At 72.0% G+C, this 21162-nt stretch carries 18 protein-coding genes; 13 read left to right on the top strand and 5 right to left on the bottom strand.

What is annotated here, in order from left to right; genetic code table 11:
- From IEY93_RS02335 to IEY93_RS02315, 5 genes are all read left to right on the top strand, one after another.
- A partial coding sequence (locus IEY93_RS02335; RefSeq protein ID WP_189161258.1) for an LpqB family beta-propeller domain-containing protein occupies nucleotides 1-1429 on the top strand: 1429 nt, incomplete at its 5' end.
- A 283-nt stretch (nucleotides 1430-1712) separates the two neighbouring features.
- Entirely contained in the window at nucleotides 1713-2459 is a 747-nt protein-coding gene (locus IEY93_RS02330; RefSeq protein ID WP_229690788.1) for a DUF4142 domain-containing protein, read from the top strand.
- Nucleotides 2460-2643: 184 nt separating this feature from the next.
- Nucleotides 2644-3366, top strand: coding sequence for a ComF family protein (locus tag IEY93_RS02325; RefSeq protein ID WP_189161256.1), 723 nt, complete (start codon nucleotides 2644-2646; stop codon nucleotides 3364-3366).
- A gap of 743 nt (nucleotides 3367-4109) precedes the next feature.
- Nucleotides 4110-4781, top strand: coding sequence for a ribosome hibernation-promoting factor, HPF/YfiA family (gene hpf, locus IEY93_RS02320; RefSeq protein WP_189161255.1), 672 nt, complete (start codon nucleotides 4110-4112; stop codon nucleotides 4779-4781).
- Between the two features lie 136 nt (nucleotides 4782-4917).
- Entirely contained in the window at nucleotides 4918-5622 is a 705-nt protein-coding gene (locus tag IEY93_RS02315) for a response regulator (protein WP_189161254.1), read from the top strand.
- Nucleotides 5623-5766: 144 nt separating this feature from the next.
- On the opposite strand, the gene IEY93_RS02310 is transcribed toward IEY93_RS02315, so the two are convergent.
- A complete protein-coding gene (locus tag IEY93_RS02310) occupies nucleotides 5767-7050 on the bottom strand; it encodes a winged helix-turn-helix domain-containing protein (RefSeq protein WP_189161253.1) in 1284 nt (427 codons plus the stop codon).
- Between the two features lie 64 nt (nucleotides 7051-7114).
- Nucleotides 7115-7402 carry an HGxxPAAW family protein gene (locus IEY93_RS02305; RefSeq protein ID WP_189161252.1) on the bottom strand — a complete coding sequence of 96 codons (288 nt, stop codon included), beginning with the start codon at nucleotides 7400-7402 and terminating at the stop codon, nucleotides 7115-7117.
- Nucleotides 7403-7727: 325 nt separating this feature from the next.
- On the opposite strand from IEY93_RS02305, the gene secA reads away from it, so the two are divergent.
- A complete protein-coding gene (gene secA, locus IEY93_RS02300; RefSeq protein WP_189161251.1) occupies nucleotides 7728-10529 on the top strand; it encodes a preprotein translocase subunit SecA in 2802 nt (933 codons plus the stop codon).
- Nucleotides 10530-10726: 197 nt separating this feature from the next.
- On the opposite strand, the gene IEY93_RS02295 is transcribed toward secA, so the two are convergent.
- The 3 genes from IEY93_RS02295 to IEY93_RS02285 all read right to left on the bottom strand — a co-directional run bounded on the left by IEY93_RS02295 (nucleotide 10727) and on the right by IEY93_RS02285 (nucleotide 14044).
- Entirely contained in the window at nucleotides 10727-11419 is a 693-nt protein-coding gene (locus IEY93_RS02295) for an Rv3235 family protein (RefSeq protein WP_229690787.1), read from the bottom strand.
- Nucleotides 11420-11587: 168 nt separating this feature from the next.
- Nucleotides 11588-12910: a PTS transporter subunit EIIC gene (locus tag IEY93_RS02290; protein ID WP_189161379.1), complete on the bottom strand. Its 1323-nt coding sequence runs from the start codon at nucleotides 12908-12910 to the stop codon at nucleotides 11588-11590.
- Nucleotides 12911-13303: 393 nt separating this feature from the next.
- On the bottom strand, nucleotides 13304-14044 hold the full coding sequence (locus IEY93_RS02285; protein ID WP_189161250.1) for a GntR family transcriptional regulator: 741 nt from the start codon (nucleotides 14042-14044) through the stop codon (nucleotides 13304-13306).
- Between the two features lie 157 nt (nucleotides 14045-14201).
- Here IEY93_RS02285 and IEY93_RS02280 point away from each other — a divergent pair, with 157 nt between their 5' ends.
- The 7 genes from IEY93_RS02280 to IEY93_RS02250 all read left to right on the top strand — a co-directional run bounded on the left by IEY93_RS02280 (nucleotide 14202) and on the right by IEY93_RS02250 (nucleotide 20948).
- Nucleotides 14202-15236 carry an SIS domain-containing protein gene (locus tag IEY93_RS02280; RefSeq protein ID WP_189161249.1) on the top strand — a complete coding sequence of 345 codons (1035 nt, stop codon included), beginning with the start codon at nucleotides 14202-14204 and terminating at the stop codon, nucleotides 15234-15236.
- A gap of 41 nt (nucleotides 15237-15277) precedes the next feature.
- Complete coding sequence (locus IEY93_RS02275; protein WP_189161248.1) at nucleotides 15278-15514, top strand: PTS sugar transporter subunit IIB; 237 nt, start codon at nucleotides 15278-15280, stop codon at nucleotides 15512-15514.
- 23 nt (nucleotides 15515-15537) lie between these two features.
- Entirely contained in the window at nucleotides 15538-15999 is a 462-nt protein-coding gene (locus IEY93_RS02270; RefSeq protein WP_189161247.1) for a PTS sugar transporter subunit IIA, read from the top strand.
- 172 nt (nucleotides 16000-16171) lie between these two features.
- On the top strand, nucleotides 16172-16429 hold the full coding sequence (locus tag IEY93_RS02265; RefSeq protein WP_189161246.1) for an HPr family phosphocarrier protein: 258 nt from the start codon (nucleotides 16172-16174) through the stop codon (nucleotides 16427-16429).
- A complete protein-coding gene (gene ptsP, locus IEY93_RS02260) occupies nucleotides 16365-18122 on the top strand; it encodes a phosphoenolpyruvate--protein phosphotransferase (protein ID WP_189161245.1) in 1758 nt (585 codons plus the stop codon). Before IEY93_RS02265 ends, ptsP begins: the two co-directional genes overlap by 65 nt.
- A gap of 129 nt (nucleotides 18123-18251) precedes the next feature.
- A complete protein-coding gene (locus IEY93_RS02255; RefSeq protein WP_189161244.1) occupies nucleotides 18252-20003 on the top strand; it encodes a glycoside hydrolase family 3 protein in 1752 nt (583 codons plus the stop codon).
- A gap of 255 nt (nucleotides 20004-20258) precedes the next feature.
- Complete coding sequence (locus IEY93_RS02250; protein ID WP_189161243.1) at nucleotides 20259-20948, top strand: HAD family hydrolase; 690 nt, start codon at nucleotides 20259-20261, stop codon at nucleotides 20946-20948.
- Nucleotides 20949-21162: the final 214 nt, after the last annotated feature.

Below are 21162 nucleotides of genomic sequence, written 5' to 3'. Positions count from 1 at the left end.
CACGGCCGACCCGTCCCGCGGTGAGGTCCAGCAGACCCGCGTGGCGGTCAAGGGCACCGTGCTCGGCACGCGGGCCGGCGACGGGCGGTACGTGCCGAGCAACTCCACCACGACCGGTGCCAAGCTGTGGGAGTTCACCCTGGTCAAGGTGAACGGCCAGTGGCGCATCTCCTCGGCGCCGTCCGGGCTGCTGCTGACCGAGGACGACTTCAAGCGCGCCTACCGTTCCTTCGACCTGTACTACGCCGCCTACGGCTGGGCCGGCCTGGTCCACGACCAGGTGCGGGTGCAGATCAATCCGAGCGAAGGGCTGGCCGAGTCGCTGGTGCGGCATCTGCTGCAGGATCCGACCGCGCCGCTCAAGGGCGCGGTCGACTCGGCGTTCGGGAACAACGTCGACGTCAACGACGTGTACGTGGAGAACGACACCGTGGTGGTCGACTTCACCTATGGCATCGTCGACTCGGCGCTGGCCGAGGCCAACCGGGAGGCCATGTCGGCCCAGCTCGCCTGGACGCTCAAGCCGCTCACCGAGTCGCGGCGCATCGAGGTGCGGGTCAATGGCGAGCAGTTCCCCGGCGGGCCGTTCATCATCGACCCGCGTGACTACGACCGCTTCGACCCCGACGTGCTCACCGGCGAGGCACAGGCCTACTTCCTGGAGCAGGGCAGGGTGCACCGGCTCAGTCAGGAGACCGGCAACCCGCCGCTGGTCGGCGTCGGGCAGCCCGGCTCGCACCAGTTCGGCCACCTGGCCATCTCCGCTGAACAGCCGGTGAAGGTCGCCGCGCTCGACAAGGCCGGGGGCGTCTGGGTCAGCGGCATCAGCCCCGGCAGCCAGTGGGAGCGCTGGATCGACGGCGCGCACCTGACGCCGCCGTCGTTCGACCGCTACGGCGACGTCTGGTCGGTCGCCCGGCAGGCGCCGGGCAAGTCGCAGGTGCTGCGGGCGCACGACGCCTCACGGCAGATCCCGGTGGGCGCCCCCGCCCTGGAGGCCACCGACGTCACGGCGTTCCGCGTGGCGCGCGACGGCGCCCGGGTCGCCGTCGTCGCCGACGACGGGAACGGCCAGCGCGTGCTGGTGGGGGTCATCGACCGCCACCAGGACAAGATCGTGAACCTGCGCCCGCTGGTCCCCGCCAACGACAACCAGCAGATCCTGGACATCGCGTGGCGGGACGCCGACACGCTGGTCGTGTTGGTGAACACCAAGGGCGACCGCGAGTTGAGCAGTTGGTCGGTCACCCAGGGGGTGCGGCTGGAGACCAAGGCCGCCGCCCGCGTCGAGACGGTCGCCGCCGCCCCCGACCCCGCGCCCATGCTCGCGGGCACGGCCGACGGCGAGATCCTCGTCTGGAACCCGCAGAAGAGCCAGTGGACCAGCGTCGTGAAGTCCGCCGACCCCCCGGTCTACCCCCTCGGCTGACACTCCGCGTGCCCTCCCGGGCCGCCTCCCTGCCGGGCCCGGCGTCTCCGCTCGCGGAATACCCGGCGATCGCGTCGAACCACGCACGCCGTCCGCCCGTAGCTCCTGCCGAGGCGACGACGTGGGGCCGGGTGAATCCCCCGGGCGAAGGGATGGCGCAGAGATGAGAAGCGGGCGTATCAGCTCTACGGCCGCCGTGACGGGCGGCGTCTTGGCGCTCCTGCTCACCGCGGCCTGCTCCGGGACGAGCGGAGGAGACGGGGCCGGCGTTTTCCAGGGTCCGGTGGCGTTGGCCCCGCCCGCCGAGGAACTGATCGGGAAGAACGCCCCGCCGGCCCAGGAGCCGCAGAGCGACCCCTCGCAGCCCTTCGTGAGCGGTCCCGCGGCGCCATCCGACTCCGCGCAGCCCTCCGGGAACGGTGCTGCGGCCGGAGCGCAAGAGGAGCCGGCGGCGGAGGAGAGTGTGCCGACGCCATGGGGGCCGCTCAGCGCGGCCGACCGCGACCTGCTGGCCAAGGTCCGCCTGGCCGGGCTGTGGGAGATCCCCACGGGACGGCAGGCCGCCAAACGGGCTCTGCGCGCCGCCACCAGGAAGAACCTCGGCGAGATCGCCCGCCAGCACACCCTGCTCGACGCCGAGGTCCGGCAGGTCGCGGGGCGGCTGCGGGTGCCGCTGCCCGACGAGGCCACCGAGGAGCAGCAGGGATGGATGGCCGAGATCTCCGGCAAGAAGGGACTGGCCTACGACATGACGGCGGTCATGCGCCTGCGGCTGGCCCACGGAAAGATCTTCCCGGCCATCGGCGCGGTGCGGGGCAGCACGCGCAACACCCTGATCCGCGACTTCGCGGAAAGCGCCGCGATGTTCGTCAACACCCACATGAGCCTGCTGGAGGGCACCGGCCTGGTCGGGGACACGGCCCTTCCCCCCGTCCCCACCGTCAGCGGCGCCCCCAGCCCCGTGCCCTCCGGCGATCCCGCGCCCAGCGCACCCCCCGCCACCAGCCTGCTCGCGCGCGACGACGACTGACGATGACGACGCGGGTGAGCGTCTCCCGGCGGGCCTGACGCGGCCACCGGCCGACGTCGGGCCCTAGACGCGCTTCGCCGGGGTCTCATGGTGCCTGTGGACAGCGGGCGGATTGTCGGCATATGCGATGGCTCGGCTGTGGACAAAGCCCGGAGGCGCTCGCGACGCGAGGGACGCTGGACGCGTGCTGACCGCGTTCCTCGACCTGATCTCGCCCTCGCGCTGCGCCGGATGCGCGAGCCCGGGCACCGTCCTGTGCACCGCCTGCGCCGCCGAGCTCCGGGGCGACCCCCTTCCCCGGCCACCGAGCCCGCCACCGGCCGGCCTGCCCGACTGCTGGTCGGCCGCCTCCTACGAGGGGGTGGTCCGCCGTGTGGTGCTCGCCTACAAGGAGCGCGGCCACACGGCGCCGGCGCCGCTGCTGGCCGCCTGCCTGGTGTCCACGCTACGGGCGGCGCTCGCCGCTCGCGGGTTCCCGCCCGGCGCGCCGCTCGTCCTGGTCGCGGTGCCCAGTTCCCGCCGGGCGGTCCGCCGGCGCGGCCACGATCCGGTCCGCCGGCTGGCGACGCTGGCCGCACGCGCTCTGCGGGCGTCGGGCCGGGCCGCCAGAGCGGCTCCCGTCCTCCGTCACGGGCGCCGGGTGCGCGATCAGGCGGGCCTGAGCGCGACTGAGAGGGCCGCCAATCTGGGTGGGGCCTTCCATGCGCGCCACGGGCCGATCGGCCGCTTACGCGACTCACAGGCGTTGCCCGGCCCCGTTGTGGTCCTCGTCGACGACGTCGTCACCACCGGCGCCACCCTCGCCGAGGCGGCGCGGGCACTGCGCCGGGCGGGCGTCGCCGTGCCGCTCGCCGTCACCCTGGCCGCCACCCCCCGCCGCGTGCGTCTGCGCGCCTTCCCCGCCTGACGGCGACCGCCCACCTTTGGACGGAGCTCACCGGCCCGGCCGCCGGCGCCCGAGGGTGCACCCCCCCGCCGGACGCGGAGGCGCGGCTTCGGCAGGGTGACCGGCTCGTGTGGGTCGAGTGCACCCCGCCGGATGCGGAGGCACGGGGAGCAGACGCCGAGCATCGGCGTGCTCCAGCGGAGGCGACACGCCCGGAGTGAGAGAGTTCATATGATTACCAGCGGTAATGACAGGGGCAAATCATGGGCATGACCGCGCGGCCACACTGTGGTGTCCCAAAGGGCTTACATGCCTGGTCAGGCAATGCGAGAAGCCCTCGGAGACGGGGTCGGAGCATGGTCAACGCCACGTGTGGCGGAGGTCGTCGAGGTTCAAGGTGATCACTCAAAGTGATCCTCCCGCCGATCCCGCGGCTGACATTCGCGGCGGCAGAGGCTAGCGTTCGAGCATGGCACCCGTTCGGGTCCGTGGTTGCGCCGGACCGACCCCCGAGAGGGGGCCGGGCTGGCTAGCCGATGCCAGCCGCAGGCGAAACGGCCCACGTAAGGCGACTCTTCGTCGACCGATCACGGTGCGGCTTAGAGGTAAGTCCTGCCTCCCCGGAGGTCCAGATGTCCTCCGCCAGGAGAGAAGGGCAGTAGTGGCATGGAGCCGCGAACCCCTCAGCAGGCGGATGTGGGGACGAAGACCAGGTCGGCCGGACGGGTGCCCTCCTCGTAGTCGAGACGAAGGGGGGCCTTTGAGTGGACATCATTGTCAAGGGACGGCACACCAGTGTGAGTGACCGCTTCCGCGATCATGTGACGACCAAACTGGCCAGGATCGAGCGACTGGACAACAAGCTCATACGTGTCGATGTGGAGGTGTCCAAGCAAGCCAACGTGCGTGAGAGCGACCAGCGTGAGCGGGTGGAGCTGACCATCCGCTCCAAGGGTCCGGCCATCAGGGCCGAGGCCGCTGCCGACGACCGCTTCGCGGCGCTCGACATCGCCCTCGGCAAGCTCGAGGCGAGGCTCAGGCGCAACGCCGACCGCAGGAAGGTGCACTACGGCAACCACTGCCCTCCCTCGGTGGCCAAGCTCACCGCCGCTCCGGTCGATCTTTACGGCGCCATGCCCGAACCTCTTCCGCCCGAGACGCCCGAGCAGCTCGCGCCGGTCGCGGCCGAGCGGGAGCCGCGTGAGCACGAGTACGCCGAGCCCATCGTGCCGATCGAAATGGACGGCGACGGGCCCCTCGTCGTCCGCGAGAAGTTCCACGACGCCGACCCCATGACCATCGACCAGGCGCTGCTGGAGATGGAGCTGGTCGGCCATGATTTCTACCTGTTCAGAGACAAGGAGTGCGGCCTGCCCAGCGTCGTGTACCGGCGTGTCGGGTACGCGTACGGCGTGTTGCGGCTGGTGGAACAGTAACCAACGCGTTCGATGATCCTCTCGACCACCCCCGCGCGTCGGAAAGCCATGTAATGATGGCGGTTCCGACGGCGCGGGAGCGTCGCGCGGTAGGGGACGACCTACCCGCGCGACCGGCTCCCCACGAGGAGGAGGCGTGACGCAGACCGACGAAACGGCCGACCGCGCAAGGCGTCAGGAGCCGATCCGCGTGCTGATCGTTGACGATCACGCGCTGATCCGGCGGAGCCTTGAGCTGGCATTGGCCGCGGAGCCGGACATCGAGGTGGTCGGTGAGGCCGGCGACGGACAGGAGGCGGTCGAGATCGCCGACCGCCTCCTGCCGGACGTGGTGCTGATGGACGTCCGGATGCCCCGGCAGAGTGGCATCGAGGCGACCCGGGCGATCAAGTCATCGGTGCCGAGTGCGCGCATCGTGATGCTGACGGTGAGCGACGAGGAGGAGGACCTCTTCGAGGCGATCAAGGCGGGTGCCACCGGCTACCTGCTCAAGGACGTGCAGATCGACGAGGTCCCGGACGCCGTGCGCGGCGTGCACGAAGGCCAGTCGCTCATCAACCCGGCGATGGCGGCCAAGCTGATCAGCGAGTTCGCGAACATGAGCCGCAAGGAGGCCGAGCGTCCGCCGCAGCTTCCGGTGCCGCGGCTGACCGACCGCGAGATGGAAGTGCTGCGCCTGGTCGCCAAGGGGATGAACAACCGCGAGATCGCCAAGCAGTTGTTCATCTCCGAGAACACCGTGAAGAACCACGTGCGCAACATCCTGGAGAAGCTCCAGTTGCACTCGCGCATGGAAGCCGTCGTCTACGCCGTGCGCGAGCGCCTCCTCGAGATCACCTGACCGCCCGGCCGGCAGAGCCGGGCAGGGCGTCTCGCGCGCGCTCGCAAGACGGCGGGCACGGTGGCCAGGAGGCCACTGTGCCGTGACCCGGCGGTGAGAACGTCCTCACCGGGGATGTGGGGCCGGTGGGCGCTCGCCGGGGCGTCAGGGGATGCTGCGGAGGGCCGACTCGAGGGGCGCGGCGAGGTCGGGGACACCGACGCGCTCGACGCGGACGTCATCGCAGCCGACCCAGGAGGCGGCCTCCCAGAGCGCGTCGGCCATCGCCGCCACGGCGGCGGCGTGTGCCGCCCTGCCGCGGCCGGCCGCCGGCTCGAAGCCGACCTGCCGGGCCACGAAGGTCGTCCCCTCGCGTGCGGGGTCCACCCGGCCGATCAGCTTGCCACCGGCCAGCACCGGCATCGTGAAGTAGCCGTGCACGCGCTTGTCCTTCGGCACGTACGCCTCCAGGCGATGGGTGAAGCCGAAGACCCGCTCGGTGCGGGCGCGGTCCCAGACGAGGGAGTCGAAGGGGGAGAGCGGGGTGGTGCGATGCCGGCCGCGCGGCGCGCCGGCCAGCGCGGCGGGATCGGCCCAGGCGTTGGCCGCCCGGCGCGCCGGACCCGCGGCCGCCTGCCGCGGGCCGGCGGCGCTCGCCCGGACGCGGCCGTTGCCCCAGCCCTCGACGTGCACCGGCACCAGCCCGGCGGAGCCGTCCTTCAGGGCCTCGTCGAGCAGGGTGGCGTGCGGCCCGCGCACCCGGATGAAGTCGGCGAGGTCGGCACGGGTCGCGATGCCGAGGGCGCGGCCGGCGATGCCCGCGAGCCCGCTGATGCACTCGGCGTCACTGAGCTCCCGGCCGAGCAGATCGGACGGGACCACCCGCTCGGCCACGTCGTAGACCCGGCGCCAGCCGACCCGCCGCGCGCAGACGACCTCGCCGATGTCGAGCAGGAACTCCACGGCGATCTTGACGTCCGACCAGTCCCACCAGGGGCCGCCGTTCTTGGCGCCGCCGAGGTCGGTGGTGGTCACCGGCCCGTCGTTCCTGACCTGCTCGAGCACCTTGTCGATGGTCGGCGGGACCTCGTGCCAGCGGTAGCGCCGCTCGCGGTAGGCGCGCCGCCGGAAGGCGTACAGCGGCCAGTCGGCCATGGGGACGATGCAGGCGGCATGGCACCAGTACTCGAAGGCGGTGGCGGGGTCGTGCCAGTAGGCCCGCTCGACCTTGGCCCTGCCGACCGGGCCGAGCCGGGCGTAGGCGACGAGCTCGTGGGAACGGGCCAGCACCGAGATGGTGTCGAGCTGGACGGCCGACAGCCGCCGCAGCATGGCGGCGGCCCCGCCCCTGCGGGAGTCGGCTCCGAGGAACCCCTGGGCGCGCAGGATGGCGCGGCGGGCCTCGTCGGCGGACAGGTCGAGCACGGGGGCGGGGACACCGTTCGGCATGAGTCGATGGTAGGGCGCGGCACCGACGAAAACGGTTCGCAGGTGTCGCGCGACCCGGTCGCCGTCAGGCGGTCTTGCCGTGGTGCTCGAAGGGGGAGTGGTGCTCCTGGACGGCGATCTCGCGCGGAGCGTCCTCGATCACGTCGGAGAAGATGTCGAAGATGAGGGCGAGGACACCACCGATCACGATCACCGCGCCGCCGATCCAGAACAGCAGCCAGTTGGGGCCCATCACCAGCGCGACCCCGCCGATCGTGAAGCCCAGCAGGATCACCGTCACCGCCAGCCAGGACGAAGCCCGCCCGGCGTGCGACTGACCGCTGTGTGACTTCGCCGGTGCGCTCTCGGCCATCCCGACTCCTCGTTCTCGTTGTGCTGGTAGTTCCACTTGGATTCATGCTCGTGGTGAGAGGGCCGCCCCGGCGACGCGTGCGCCGGGCAAAGATTCCCTGCCCGTACCATCGCACGATATACAACGTCACCGGCCGTGCCGCATGCCGTACCCCATCATGACGCCCGCGGGCCGGGCGCCCGGGAACTCCGCCGCGCCCGACAGCGTCTTTGACGATGGCTGTGTCCGGTGGTGAAACCGCCTACCATGGCTGTGGGGAACCATGTCTCGTCCTCATGTCCGCAGCCGTCGGGCCGCGGTACGACCTGCGAGGAGCTTTACCAAAGTGCCAGCCATTCTCGACAAGATTCTTCGCGCCGGCGAGGGCAAGGTCCTGCGTAAGCTGAAGCGGATCTCCGAGCAGGTCAACTCCATCGAGTCCGACTTCACGAGCCTGAGCGACGCCGAGCTCCGCGCGCTGACCGACGAGTTCAAGCAGCGCCACGCCGACGGAGAGTCCCTGGACGACCTGCTTCCCGAGGCGTTCGCCACCGTGCGCGAGGCGGCCCGCCGCGTGCTGGGCCAGCGGCACTTCGACGTGCAGATCATGGGCGGCGCCGCGTTGCACCTGGGCAACATCGCCGAGATGCGCACCGGTGAGGGCAAGACCCTGACCTGTACGCTGCCGTCCTACCTCAACGCGATCTCCGGCAAGGGCGTCCACGTCGTCACCGTCAACGACTACCTGGCCAAGCGTGACGCCGACAACATGGGACGCGTCCACCGCTTCCTCGGCCTGGAGGTCGGGGTCATCCTCGCCAACATGCAGCCCGAGGAGCGCCGCCGGCAGTACAACGCCGACATCACCTACGGCACCAACAACGAGTTCGGCTTCGACTACCTGCGCGACAACATGGCCTGGTCGCTGGAGGAGTGCGTCCAGCGTGGCCACAACTTCGCCATCGTGGACGAGGTCGACTCCATCCTCATCGACGAGGCCCGCACCCCGCTGATCATCTCCGGCCCCGGCGAGCAGTCCGGCAAGTGGTACGCCGAGTTCGCCAAGATCGTCCCCCGCCTCCGCCGCGGCGTCGAGGGCAAGGACGGCGAGGAGAGCACCGGCGACTACATCGTCGACGAGAAGAAGCGCACGGTCGGCGTGCTCGAGGCCGGTGTCGAGCGGGTCGAAGACTGGCTCGGCATCGACAACCTGTACAAGCCGGAGCACACCCACCTGGTCGGCTTCCTCAACAACGCGATCAAGGCCAAAGAGCTCTACAAGAAGGACAAGGACTACATCGTCGTCGACGGCGAGGTCCTCATCGTCGACGAGTTCACCGGTCGCGTCCTGCACGGCCGCCGCTACAACGAGGGCATGCACCAGGCGATCGAGGCGAAGGAAGGCGTGAAGGTCAAGGACGAGAACCAGACCCTCGCCACCGTCACCCTGCAGAACTACTTCCGCCTCTACGGAAAGCTCGCCGGCATGACCGGTACGGCCGCCACCGAGGCCAACGAGTTCCACCAGACCTACAAGCTCGGCGTCCTCCCGATCCCGACCAACCGGCCGATGGTCCGCAAGGACCAGGCGGACGTGGTCTACAAGACCGAGGACGCCAAGTTCAACGCCTGCGTGCAGGACATCAAGGAGCGCTACGAGAAGGGCCAGCCGGTCCTGGTCGGCACCACCTCGGTCGAGAAGTCCGAGAAGCTGTCGAAGGCGCTCAAGCGGGCGGGCGTCCAGCACGAGGTGCTGAACGCCAAGAACCACGCGCGTGAGGCCACGATCATCGCCGAGGCCGGCCGTAAGCACGCGGTCACCGTCGCGACGAACATGGCCGGCCGCGGCACCGACATCATGCTGGGCGGCAACCCCGAGTTCCGTGCCGACATCGAGCTGCAGCAGCGCGGCCTGTCGCCCTCCGAGACGCCGGAGGAGTACGAGAAGGCCTGGCCCGAGGCGCTGGAGAAGGCCAAGGAGGCCGTCAAGGCCGAGCACGAGGAGGTCACCGAGCTCGGTGGCCTGTACGTCCTCGGCACCGAGCGCCACGAGTCGCGCCGCATCGACAACCAGCTCCGCGGCCGTTCCGGCCGTCAGGGCGACCCGGGCGAGTCCCGGTTCTACCTGTCGCTGGAGGACGACCTCATGCGGCTGTTCAACTCCGCCCGGGTCGAGATGATCATGACGCGGCTGAACATCCCTGAGGACGTGCCGATCGAGTCCGGCATCGTCTCCAAGGCCATCGCCTCCGCCCAGCACCAGGTCGAGCAGCAGAACTTCGAGATCCGCAAGGACGTTCTGAAGTACGACGAGGTCATGAACCGCCAGCGCAAGGTGATCTACGCCGAGCGCCACCGGGTGCTGGAGGGCGCCGACCTGCACGAGCAGGTGCGCCAGTTCATCACCGAGGTCGTCGACGAGTACGTCCAGGCGGCCACCGCCGAGGGCTTCGCCGAAGAGTGGGACCTGGACAAGCTGTGGAAGGCGTTCCAGCAGCTCTACCCGATCTCGGTGACCGCCGACGAGCTGGTCGAGGAGGCCGGCGGCGAGCGCGAGGGCCTCACCGCCCAGATCATCAGCGAGCGGGTCAAGGCCGACGCCCTCGCCGCCTACGACCGGCGCGAGGAGGAGCTCGGCGCCGAGACCATGCGCGAGGTGGAGCGGCGGGTCATCCTGTCGGTCCTCGACCGCAAGTGGCGCGAGCACCTGTACGAGATGGACTACCTGCGTGACGGCATCGCGCTGCGGGCCTACGCCCAGCGCGACCCGGTCATCGAGTACCAGCGCGAGGGCTTCGACATGTTCGCCGCGATGCTGGACGGCATCAAGGAGGAGTCGGTCGGTTACCTGTTCAACCTCGAGATCGAGGTGCAGGACAACCCGATCGTCGAGGAGTCCGCGCCGCAGGACGCCGGTGTCTCCGAGACGCAGGCGATCATCTCCAAGGCGCTGCGCCGTCCGCAGCGGCCCACCGAGATGATCTACAGCGCGCCGACCGAGTCCGGCGACGTGGAGCAGACCCGGGTCCGCACCACGGCCGAGGAGCGCGCCGCGTACGGCAACGTCGAGCGCAACGCCCCCTGCCCCTGTGGCTCGGGCAAGAAGTACAAGCGCTGCCACGGCGACCCGAAGAACGCGAGCGCCTGACCGGCGCACCGCACCACCGCCAATGACGGCCCCGTGACCACCGGTCGCGGGGCCGTCGGCCTGTGCACGGAGGGTCGCTCGTCCGGCTGTGCACAGGCGATCGCTCGCCCGGCGCACCGCACGGGCCCGCGTGCCCGGTGACGTGGCGGGAGGGCCGGGCGGCCCGGCCCTCCCGCGCGATCGGCGGGCTCGGGTGATCAGGCGGTCTCGAAGTCGGTGACCAGCCACTGCACGCCGCGCCGTTCCATGCGGAGCGCGAGCACGTGGCTGCGCTCACCACAGTGGACCAGCACGCACACCTCGACCGCGCCGTCGTGCGGCCGGTTCACGTGCGGCAGCGCGACGCGCGGCGGCCGCGTGGTGTGGATCATCTTCCCGGCCCGCACCAGGTCGGTGTAGGCCGCGTCGGTCAGCCGGTCGGCGACGGTGCCGGGCGGGCGCCGTCCGGCGAGGATCTCGGCGAGCGCCTGGCCGAGGACGCGCAGCGCCCGCTCGTCCGGCGGCGGTCCGGCGGCCCGGCGCCGCACCGGCAGCGCCGCCGGGCCGTGGTCCCCCTGCCGCGCCGGTGGCGAGGTGTCCCGCGGCCGGGCCGGCGCGACGTCCGCCGCCGGCTGGTCCGGTGCCGGGGCTCCGGCCGGCCTGACGGTCACCTCGTCGAAGGTCAGCGCCAGCGTGCCCTGAGCCGGCGGCGGCACGAACCCGGGGCCGCGCTCGTCGTCGTACGGCGGGTCGGTCTGTGGCACCGGGCGCAGCCGGGGCAGCGGGGCCGCCGGGCGGGACGGCCCGGTGGGGAGCGGCCGGCGGGTGGGGGCGGAGGGCCGGGACGGCCGGGCGGGGCGGGACGGCTTGGCCGTGGACGGCTTCCCGGACAGGGAGGATGAGGGGGACATCGGGACTCCATGCCTCGTCGGAGATTGACGCAGTAAGGAGTTTTCGGCCGGGCCGCCTGATACCGCGGCGGCGGGTTGGGCGGCCAACTTGCTGATCTCGCCTCGCGCTTCGCCGGGATTGGCGGGAAATGACCGGACCGGTCGCCTCGCCCGTGTCCCGCCGGGGCGCTATTCGGCTCGGTCGCCGGTCGTGCGCCCGCCGTCCGAAACCGGTTCGGTCGCGGGGCGCGCGCCTGGCGGCCCTCCTGTCTCTCCGGCGTCGAGATCGGGCTCGGGCTCCCTGCCCGGCGTCATGATGTTCAGCCGCCTGATCAGGAAGGCGAACACCGTGTAGTAGACCACGGCGTAGACCAGGCCGAGGGCCATGATCTGCCAGAACCCGTCGGTGTTGGACTTGGTGGCGTTGAGCGCGGCGTCGATGGCGCCGGCCGAGAAGGTGAAGCCCAGATGGCCGTCCAGCGCCGCCACCAGCGCCATCGACAGCCCGGTGAGCAGCGCGTGGATCATGAAGAGCAGCGGCGCGACGAAGATGAACGCGAACTCGATCGGCTCGGTGATGCCGGTGACGAACGCCACCAGGGCCGCCGAGATCATGATGCCGCCGACGGCCCGCCTGCGCTGCGGGGGCGCGGCGCGCCAGATCGCCACGGCGGCGGCGGGCAGGCCGAACATGATGACCGGGAAGAACCCGGCCATGAACTCGCCCGACCCCGGATGCCCCTGCAGGTAGCAGGTCAGGTCTCCGGCGAACCGCCTGCCCGCCACCGTGCAGTCGGGCACCTGGAACCACATGATCGAGTTCAGGAAGTGGTGCAGCCCGAACGGGATGAGCAGCCGGTTCGCCACGCCGTAGATGCCGGCCCCGGCGGTGGAGTGGTCGGCGAGCCACGCGCCGAACCGGGTGATCCACTCGCCGACCGGCTGCCAGGCCAGGCCGAACACCACGCCCAGCACCAGCGCCGCGAAGGCCGTGACGATGGGCACGAACCTGCGGCCGCCGAAGAACGCCAGCCAGGTCGGCAGCTTGACCCGGTGGTAGCGCTGGTAGAGCAGGGCGGCGGTGAGGCCGATGACGATGCCGCCGAGCACGCCGGTGGGGTTGCCGGCCGCCAGGTCGATCACCTCGGCGGTGCGCCCGTCCGGCCGGACGACCGTCTGGGCGACGCGGTCGTGGACCGCGAAGCCGGCGGCGTCGAAGAACAGCAGCCGGGACACCCGGTCGAAGACGAGGTAGCCGACGAGCGCGGCGAGCGCCGTGGAGCCGTCCGAGCGGCGGGCGAACCCGACGGCCACGCCGATGGCGAAGAGCAGCGGGAGGTTGTCGAACAGGACGCCGCCCGCGCCGCCCACCACTTCAGCGATCTTGTCGAGCGCGGCGTTGCCGGTGCGTCCCAGCAGGTCGTCCTGGCCCAGGCGCAGCAGCAGGCCCGCGGCGGGGAGAGCGGCGATGGGCAGCATCAGCGAGCGCCCGATGCGCGACAGGACGCCCATGATCGCCGCCCCGCGTGCGGCGGCCGGGCCGGCCTGGCCGGAGGAGACGCCGGGTGCCTGGGGGGAGGCCCCGCCGGTGGCCGCTCCCGGCGAAGCGGCACCGCCGGCCGGTGGATGGCCGGCACCGGCGGTGAGCTCGCCGGAGGTGCCCGTCCGGCCGCCCGGCCCGGCGGGGTCGCCGGATCCGGTCGCGGGGTCGTCGAGGTCGCTGGACCCGGGTACGGAATCGCCGGGAGCGGCGGGGTTGCCGGGAGCGGCGGGGGCGCTGGATGTAGGTGCGGGGTCGCGGGGAGCGGCGGAAGCCCGTGCCTCCTGCGGGCCGTGGGGGGCGGGCGGGGTGGCGTCGGCCGAAGGGGGGCACATCGGCTTTCCTCCAGGAAAGAGAGGGGAGGCTCAGCCTCGCCGCGCCGGTATCTCCAGCACCGTACGGAGCTGGTACCGGTCGGCACGGTAGGTCGAGACCCCGAACTCGACGCAGACGCCACCGGAGAACGACCGGCGCTGGAGCAGCAGCACGGCGCCGCCGCGCGGCATCTTGAGCAGGTCGGCGTCTCCGGGGTCGGCGATGCCGCCGTCGATGGTCAGCTCTCCCGCGTCCAGCACGACCCCGTGCCGCGACTCCAGCAGTGCGTAGAGCGATCGGCCGGACAGGTCGAAGGACTCCAGGTCGGGCGCGAAGGACACCGGGATGTGCGCCCGTTCGATGCACAGCGGCTCTCCGTCCGCCGTGCGGAGCCGTTCGATGAAGTGGACGGCCTCCCCGGGCTGGATGCCGAGCTCCCGCGCCAGGTGGGCGCTGGCCCGGACCACACGGCGGTCCAGGTCGCGTGAGCCGGGCTCCATGCCCCGGGCGCGCATGTCGTCGCTGAAGGAGGTGAGCCGCAGCGCCATCTCGATCTTGGGGCGGGCCACGAAGGTGCCCTTGCCGGCCACCCGGTGCAGCCGCCCCTCGCTGACCAGCGCGTCCACCGCCTGGCGTACAGTCATGCGTGACAGGCCGAAACGCTGGCAGAGCTCCCGTTCGGAGGGGATCGCCGCTCCGATGGAGAGTTCGTTGCTCTCGATGAGGTCGAGGAGGATCTCGCGAAGCTGGAAGTACTTCGGCACGGGGCTGTCGGGGTCGATCGTGGCCACTGCTCTCCTCCTCTCGATCTCTCAGCAGGTTTGAGTTAATGTTTGTGCTGGTCTAGTCCGGACTAGACCACATGCCAGAAATGAGTGTCAACGTACGGACCGGCGACGGATCGATAACGGCCCGATCTCGCCCTCCAGAGCCGAAGGACGGGCACCGATGACCACGATGATGCGCCGCGAGATCGCCGAGCAGCCGGCCGCGCTGCGGGCCACTCTCGACGCCCTGCTGCCGAGGATCGACGAGGTGAAGGCCCTGGCCGGGCAGGCCAGGCAGCTCGTCTTCATCGCCAGGGGCACCTCCGACAACGCCGCCGTCTACGGGCGCTACCTCATCGAGGCCCGCGCGGGCCGGATGTCCTCGCTCGCCGCCCCGTCGATCGCCACCACCTACAAGCGCAAGCTGGACCTGACCGGCGTGCTTGCCGTCGCGCTCTCCCAGTCGGGCAAGACCGAGGAGATCGTCGAGACCCTCACCTGGGCCAAGGACTGCGGCGCCGCGACCGTCGCGATCACCAACGGCGGCGAGCACTCGCCGCTCGCCCAGGCCGCCCACCTCGCGCTGTGCACCCAGGCCGGTGAGGAGAAGGCCGTCCCGGCCACCAAGACCTACACCACCCAGCTCGCGGCCCTCGCCGTGCTCGCGCTCGGCCTCGGCGCCGAGGTGGACGCCGCCGACCTCGACCGGGTCCCGGACGCCGTCGAGCGGCTGATCGCCGAGCCGGGCGACGTCGAGGCCGTGGTCGAAGGGCTGGCCGAGGTGTCCGGCGTCGTGGTGTCCGGGCGCGGCATGGCCTTCTCCACCGCCCTGGAGACCGCGCTCAAGCTCAAGGAGGCCTGCTACCTGCACGCCATGGGCCTGTCGTACGCCGACCTGCTGCACGGCCCCATCGCGGTCGTGGACGAGCGGACGCCGGCGCTGCTGGTGGCGGCCGGCGAGGGGCCCACGCTCCCCGGCACCATCGCGCTGGCCCGGCGGGTCACCGGCGCCGGCGCCTCGGCGTACGGCATCGGGGGCGGCGCCGAGCTGGCCACGGCGGCCACGGCGGCGCTCAACGGCCCCGACCTGCCCGAGTGGGTGGCGCCGATGGGGCTCATCGTCCCGGGGCAGATCCTGACCGAGTCGCTCGCCCGGCGGCGCGGCATCGACCCCGACTCTCCTCGCGGTCTGAACAAGGTGACGCAGACCGAATAGCGCCGCTAGCTTTGCGCGCAGGCGCAACGAGGAGGACGGACATGGCGGCAGACGCCCACGCGATCATCGCCGGGCTCGGTGGTGCGGAGAACATCATCGACATCGAGCCGTGCATCACCCGTCTCCGCACCGAGGTGCGCGACGCCTCCAAGGTGGACCAGGTGGCGCTGCGGGCCGCCGGCGCCCACGGTGTCATGGCGGCGGGCAACGTCGTCCAGGTCGTGGTGGGCCCCGACGCCGACACGCTCGCCTCCGACATCGACGACCTCATCGAGTGAGCCGGGCGGCCGGTGGGGATGCCATGACGACCGTTCTCGCCCCGGTGGCGGGGCACGTCGTCGGACTCGCCGGCGTGCCCGACCCGGTGTTCTCCGGCGGCCTGGTGGGCCCGGGGACGGCGATCGACCCGGCCAGGCGGGCCGGGGAGGCGCTGGCCCCGATCGACGGGCTGATCCTCAAGCTGCACCCGCACGCCTACGTGATCGCGGGTGAGGACGGCCGCGCCGTGCTGGTCCACCTGGGCATCGACACGGTGCTGCTCAAAGGGGAGGGGTTCCGGCCGCTGGCCTGCGAGGGCGCGCGGGTACGCGCGGGGGCTCCGGTCGTCGCCTGGGATCCGGTGGCGGTGGCCTCCGCCGGAAAGTCGCCCATATGCCCGGTGGTCGCGCTCGATGCCCGACCAGGTACGCTGACCACGCTCCTCGCCGCGGGTCCCGTGCGGGCGGGGGAGGAGCTGTTCCGGTGGGGCGGAGGGTATGACTAGGGCGGGATGGCGACGCCCCTCCGAATGGTGACATGACGGTGCCGAACCAGCCACATCCGATCTGCCGGGCGTTAGCCGAATGTTCCCTGTAAAGGGTTCCATATCGGAATAACGTGCTCGCCGGGGAACTTTCAGCGGGTGGTCCGTACCGCCCCGGATTCAAGGAGGAATCGTGGCCGTACGCAAGGTCATTGTCGAGTCATCAGCAGGTCTGCACGCCCGCCCCGCGGCGACGTTCGTGCAGACCGCCGCCAAGGCGCCCGTCGACGTCACCGTGGCCAAGCCGGGCGGCACGCCCGTCAGTGCCAAGAGCATCCTGTCCATCCTCGCGCTCGACGTCAGGTCCGGCGAGGTGATCGTCCTCAATGCCGACGGCGACGGCGCCGACCAGGTGCTGGACGAGCTGGCCGCCATCGTCTCGGTGCCCTGAGAAGGGACGGTCACCGGTGGCCACGGAGAGTCTGACGGGGACCGGGGTCAGCCCGGGCGCCGGCTACGGCCCTGCATACCTCATGGGCGCGGCCGTCCCCGAGCCGCCCGCCGGGGCGCGGCACGACGGTGACGTGGTGGCCGAGGTCGCCCGGGTGGAGGCCGCCGTCGAACGGGTGGCCGCCGAACTGCAGGCGCGCGGCGAGGCCGTGGGCGGCGACGCCCGGGACGTGCTCGCCGCGCAGGCGCTGATCGCGCGCGACCCCGCACTCGCCGCCGAGATCGGCGACCTGATCGACGCCGGCACGGCCGCCGAACGCGCGGTCTACGAGGCGTTCATGAGGTACAACGACATCCTCACCCAGGTCGGCGGATACCTCGGTCAGCGCGTGGCCGACCTGGCGGACGTCCGCGACCGGGTCATCGCCGAGCTGACCGGCGTGCCGATGCCGGGCCTGCCCGCGGCCGGGGACAAACCGTACGTGCTGGTCGCCCGTGACCTCGCGCCCGCCGACACCGCGCTGCTCTCCAAGGACATCGTCGCCGCCTTCGTCACCGAGGAGGGCGGGCCCACCAGCCACACCGCCATCCTCGCCCGCGCTCTCGGCGTCCCCGCCGTCGTCGCCTGCGCGGGCGCGACCTCCATCGCCAACGGGGTGCCGGTCCTGGTGGACGGCACCACCGGCCTGGTCGGCCTGATGCCCTCCGAGGACGAGGTGCGGGCGACGATCAAGGCCGCGCGCACCCGGGACGCCGCCCTGGCCGAGGTCACCGGCCCCGGCGCGACCGCCGACGGCCGCCCGGTGGCCCTGCTCGCCAACATCGGCGGCCCGCGCGACCTCGCCGCGGCGCTGGAGCACGGGGCCGAGGGGGTCGGGCTGTACCGCACCGAGTTCCTGTTCCTCGACCGGGACCAGGCGCCTTCGGAGGAGGAGCAGGAGGCCGCCTACCGCGAGGTCGTCTCCGCCTTCCCCGGCCGCCCGGTGACCGTGCGCGTGCTGGACGCGGGCGGTGACAAGCCGCTGGGGTTCCTCCCGCCCACCGAGAAGGAGCCCAACCCGGCCCTGGGGCAGCGCGGGGTCCGCATCCTGCGCATCTTCACCGATGTGCTGACCGGGCAACTGCGCGCGCTCGCCCGCGCGGCCGAGGCGGGGTCCGCCGAGGTGCGGGTCATGGCCCCGATGGTCGCGACACCGGAGGACGCCGCGTGGTTCGTGGCCGCGTGCCGGGCGGCGGGGCTGCGCTCGGCGGGCATCATGATCGAGGTCCCGGCCGCGGCGCTGCGGGCCACCGACCTGGCGCCCGCCGTCGACTTCTTCTCCATCGGCACCAACGACCTCGCCCAGTACACCTTCGCCGCGGACCGCGAGGTGGGCGCGCTGACCGCCTTCCAGGACCCCTGGCAGCCCGTCCTGCTGGACCTGGTCGCCATGACGGCCTCGGCGGGCGTTCCCACCGCCGTCTGCGGAGAGGCCTGCAGCGACCCCGCGCTGTCCTGCGTGCTCGCCGGCCTCGGCGTGACCGCGCTGTCGATGGCCGCCCCGGCGATCCCCGGTGTGCGCGCCGCCCTGGCCCGGCACACCCTCGCCCAGTGCCGCGCCGCCGCAGTCGCCGCACGCGCCCAGACCGGCCCGGAGGCCGCCAGAGCCGCCGCCCGCACCCACCTCCCCGCCCTCGCCGACCTCGGCCTCTAAGCCCTCCGGCGGTCCGCCGGTGGACGGGTGTACCGAACCTCGCGGATGTGCGGTCGCCCGGGGTGCCGCTCGCGGGAAGTTATCCACAGGCCGGAATCGTCAGGTCGGGGACGTGGATACGGTTGGGGCATGGCTCGACCTTCCCCCACGGTGGTGCTCGTGCTGCTCGCGATCCTGGCAGCGGGGTGCGCCGGTGCCGCCTCCCCGGCCACCCAGGCGCCCCCGACCAGGAGCGTCCCCCCTCCGGCCACCCCGTCCGGCGCGTCAAGCCCCACCCCGACGCCGGCGTCCTCCGCGACCTCGTCGCCCGGTGCCTCCGCCGCGGCCGTGGTCGCCGCGCGGCTCGCGAAGATGAGCCTTGCGGAGAAGGTCGGCCAGCTCTTCATGCCGGTGGTGTACGGTCCGCGCGCCGATGGCGCGCACGGGGAGAACCAGGCGAGGTTCGGCGTGGCGAGCCCCGCCGCGGTCGTCGCGAAATACCATCCCGGTGGCGTCATCCTCTTCCCCTGGGCGGGCAACGTGGCGAACGCCGGCCAGGTGGCCGCCCTCACCCGGGGCCTGCAGAAGGCCGCCGAGATCCCCCTGCTCATCGGGGCCGACCAGGAGAACGGCGTCGTCTCACGGCTCGGCTCCATCGTCACCGATGTGCCGGGCGCCATGGCGGTCGGTGCGACCGGCGAGCCGGACGACGCCCGCGCCGCCGCCCAGGTGACCGGCGCGGAGCTGCGGGCCCTCGGCATCAACCTCGACTTCGCCCCGGTGGCCGACGTCAACGTCAACCCCGCCAATCCCGTGATCGGCTCGCGGTCCTACGGCTCCGACCCTTCAAGGGTCGGTGCGATGGTGGGCGCGGCCGTCGAGGGGTTCCACGAAGCCGGCGTGGGCAGTGCCGCCAAGCACTTCCCCGGCCATGGCGACACCACCACCGACAGCCACACCGGCCTGCCCGTCATCCGGCACACCCGCTCCCAGTGGGACAGGCTCGACGCGCCGCCGTTCCGGCAGGCGATCAAGCGCGGGGTCGACGTCATCATGTCGGCCCATGTGGTGATGCCGAAGCTCGACCCGTCCGGCGATCCCGCCACTCTGTCCAAGCCCATCCTGACCGGGCTGCTGCGCGACGAGCTGGGGTACGACGGGGTGGTCACCACCGACGCGCTCGACATGCGCGGGGTCCGGGAGAAGTACGGCGACGCGGAGGTCGCCGTGCGCGCCATCCTGGCGGGCGTCGATCTGCTGCTCATGCCGCCCGACTTCCGCAAGGCGTACACCGCGGTGCTCGACGCGGTGAAGTCCGGGCGCATCTCCCGCGACCGGCTCGACCGGTCGGTCACCCGGCTGCTCACGCTCAAGGCCGAGCGGGGCATCCTGGACGGCGACCCGGTGGACGCCGGCGAGGCGGCCGGCGTGGTGCGCTCCAGCGAGCATCGCAAGATCGCACAGGGCATCGCCGACCGGTCCGTGACGGCGGTCAAGGGTGCCAAGAGCCTGCCCGTGAAGGGAAAAGTGCTGGTCACCGGCCCGGCGGGCCGCCGCCTCGCCGACATGCTGGACGGTGCCACCGCCTCCGGCACCGGGGACACCCCCACGGCCGCGCAGATCGCGAGCGCTCGCTCGGCCGCCGCCGGGGCCGACACCGTCGTCGTCACCACCAAGGACGCCGGCCCCGCCCAGACGCGGCTGGTGGACGCCATGGCCGGCACCGGCAAGAAGGTCGTCATCGTGTCCATGGGCGCCCCCTACGAGCTGGAGCGCCTGCGCGGCTACGACACCGCGCTGGCCGTCTACTCCGACGGCGCCACCTCGTTACGCGCCGCGGCCAAGGCCCTCACCGGCACCCTCACCCCCAAAGGCACCCTCCCCGTGGACCTCAAGCGATAAGCCCACCGGCGGCCCAGCATCCCCCATGGCGGATGCGGCGGCGTGGTGGTCCCGCCTTGAGGCGGTGGTTCGGCCAACGGTGCTCAGCCGGCCGGGCGATCTCGACCGGCGGCTGGTTCGGTGAGCGCCCACCGCCCACCCCCTTCACCCGTCAGGTGATGGCGGGCAGGCCGGGCGTGGTGGGTGGGGGTGGGAGTGAGGAAGAGGGCAGGGGCGGCTTAATCTGTAAGGCCCGGCGGGAGATAGGGAGCGATCATGGTCAAAGGTCTTCTTATCGACTGGGGTGGCGTGCTCACCACCAGCTTGCACGAGGCCATCACCGAGTGGCTGGTCGCGGACGGCATCGACGCCGAGCACTACCGCGACCTGATGCGCGAGCTGATCCGGCACGCCTACGAGGACGGCGACGGCGCCGGTGTCAATCCGATCCACGCGCTGGAGCGCGGTGAGGTCGACGTGGTGGCCTTCGAACGTGATCTGGCGGCGCGGCTGGTCACCCTGCACGGCGGTCCGGCGGTCGCCGAGGGCCTGCTCACCCGGATGTTCGCCGGGTTCCGCCCGGTGCCGCCGATGTACGAGATGCTGCGCGCCGCCCGCGCGGCCGGCCTGGCCACCTGCCTGCTGTCCAACTCCTGGGGCGACCACTACAGCCGGGACGGCTGGGAGGAGTACTTCGACGGGGTCGTCATCTCCGGCGAGGTCGGCATGCGCAAGCCCGAGCCGCGCATCTTCCACCACGCCCTCGGCCTGGTCGGGCTGGAGGCGGGCGAGTGCGTCTTCATCGACGACATCGAGGCCAACATCGTGGCCGCCCGCGGTCTCGGCCTGGTGGGACTCCATCACCTGGACGCCGACACCACCATCACCGCTCTCGAAGCCCTCTGCGATCTCCCCCTCCGCCTGCCCGTCCCACCCGCCACGCCCGGCCTGACCACCCTCACCTGACGCGTGAAGGGGGGCGGCGGGCCGCGCCGACCCCCGCGTGCACCGCGACGCCGTTTCGTGGCCCGTCCGGCGCAGGAGGTCCCATGTCCGGTGAGTGGATGTTCTGGGCGTTACCGCGGGAGACGGCGTGTCCGTTGACGTGGCGCAGGCCGGTGCGCAGGGGGTGCCTTGTCCGGTGAGTGGGTGTTCTGGGGGTCATCGCCGGGGGGCGTGC

This window comes from Sphaerisporangium melleum (assembly GCF_014646695.1).
Taxonomy (GTDB): domain Bacteria; phylum Actinomycetota; class Actinomycetes; order Streptosporangiales; family Streptosporangiaceae; genus Sphaerisporangium; species Sphaerisporangium melleum.
The sequence above is the reverse complement of the archived record's forward strand: the minus strand, read 5'-3'. Positions and strand labels throughout refer to the sequence as shown.

Coding starts and splice junctions, on each gene's coding strand:
- IEY93_RS02310 (WP_189161253.1), bottom strand. CDS start 7,050: ATGCCGAACGGTGTCCCCGCCCCCGTGCTCGACCTGTCCGCCGACGAG.
- IEY93_RS02305 (WP_189161252.1), bottom strand. CDS start 7,402: ATGGCCGAGAGCGCACCGGCGAAGTCACACAGCGGTCAGTCGCACGCC.
- IEY93_RS02295 (WP_229690787.1), bottom strand. CDS start 11,419: ATGTCCCCCTCATCCTCCCTGTCCGGGAAGCCGTCCACGGCCAAGCCG.
- IEY93_RS02290 (WP_189161379.1), bottom strand. CDS start 12,910: ATGGGCGTCCTGTCGCGCATCGGGCGCTCGCTGATGCTGCCCATCGCC.
- IEY93_RS02280 (WP_189161249.1), top strand. CDS start 14,202: ATGACCACGATGATGCGCCGCGAGATCGCCGAGCAGCCGGCCGCGCTG.
- IEY93_RS02275 (WP_189161248.1), top strand. CDS start 15,278: ATGGCGGCAGACGCCCACGCGATCATCGCCGGGCTCGGTGGTGCGGAG.
- IEY93_RS02270 (WP_189161247.1), top strand. CDS start 15,538: ATGACGACCGTTCTCGCCCCGGTGGCGGGGCACGTCGTCGGACTCGCC.
- ptsP (WP_189161245.1), top strand. CDS start 16,365: ATGCCGACGGCGACGGCGCCGACCAGGTGCTGGACGAGCTGGCCGCCA.
- IEY93_RS02255 (WP_189161244.1), top strand. CDS start 18,252: ATGGCTCGACCTTCCCCCACGGTGGTGCTCGTGCTGCTCGCGATCCTG.
- IEY93_RS02250 (WP_189161243.1), top strand. CDS start 20,259: ATGGTCAAAGGTCTTCTTATCGACTGGGGTGGCGTGCTCACCACCAGC.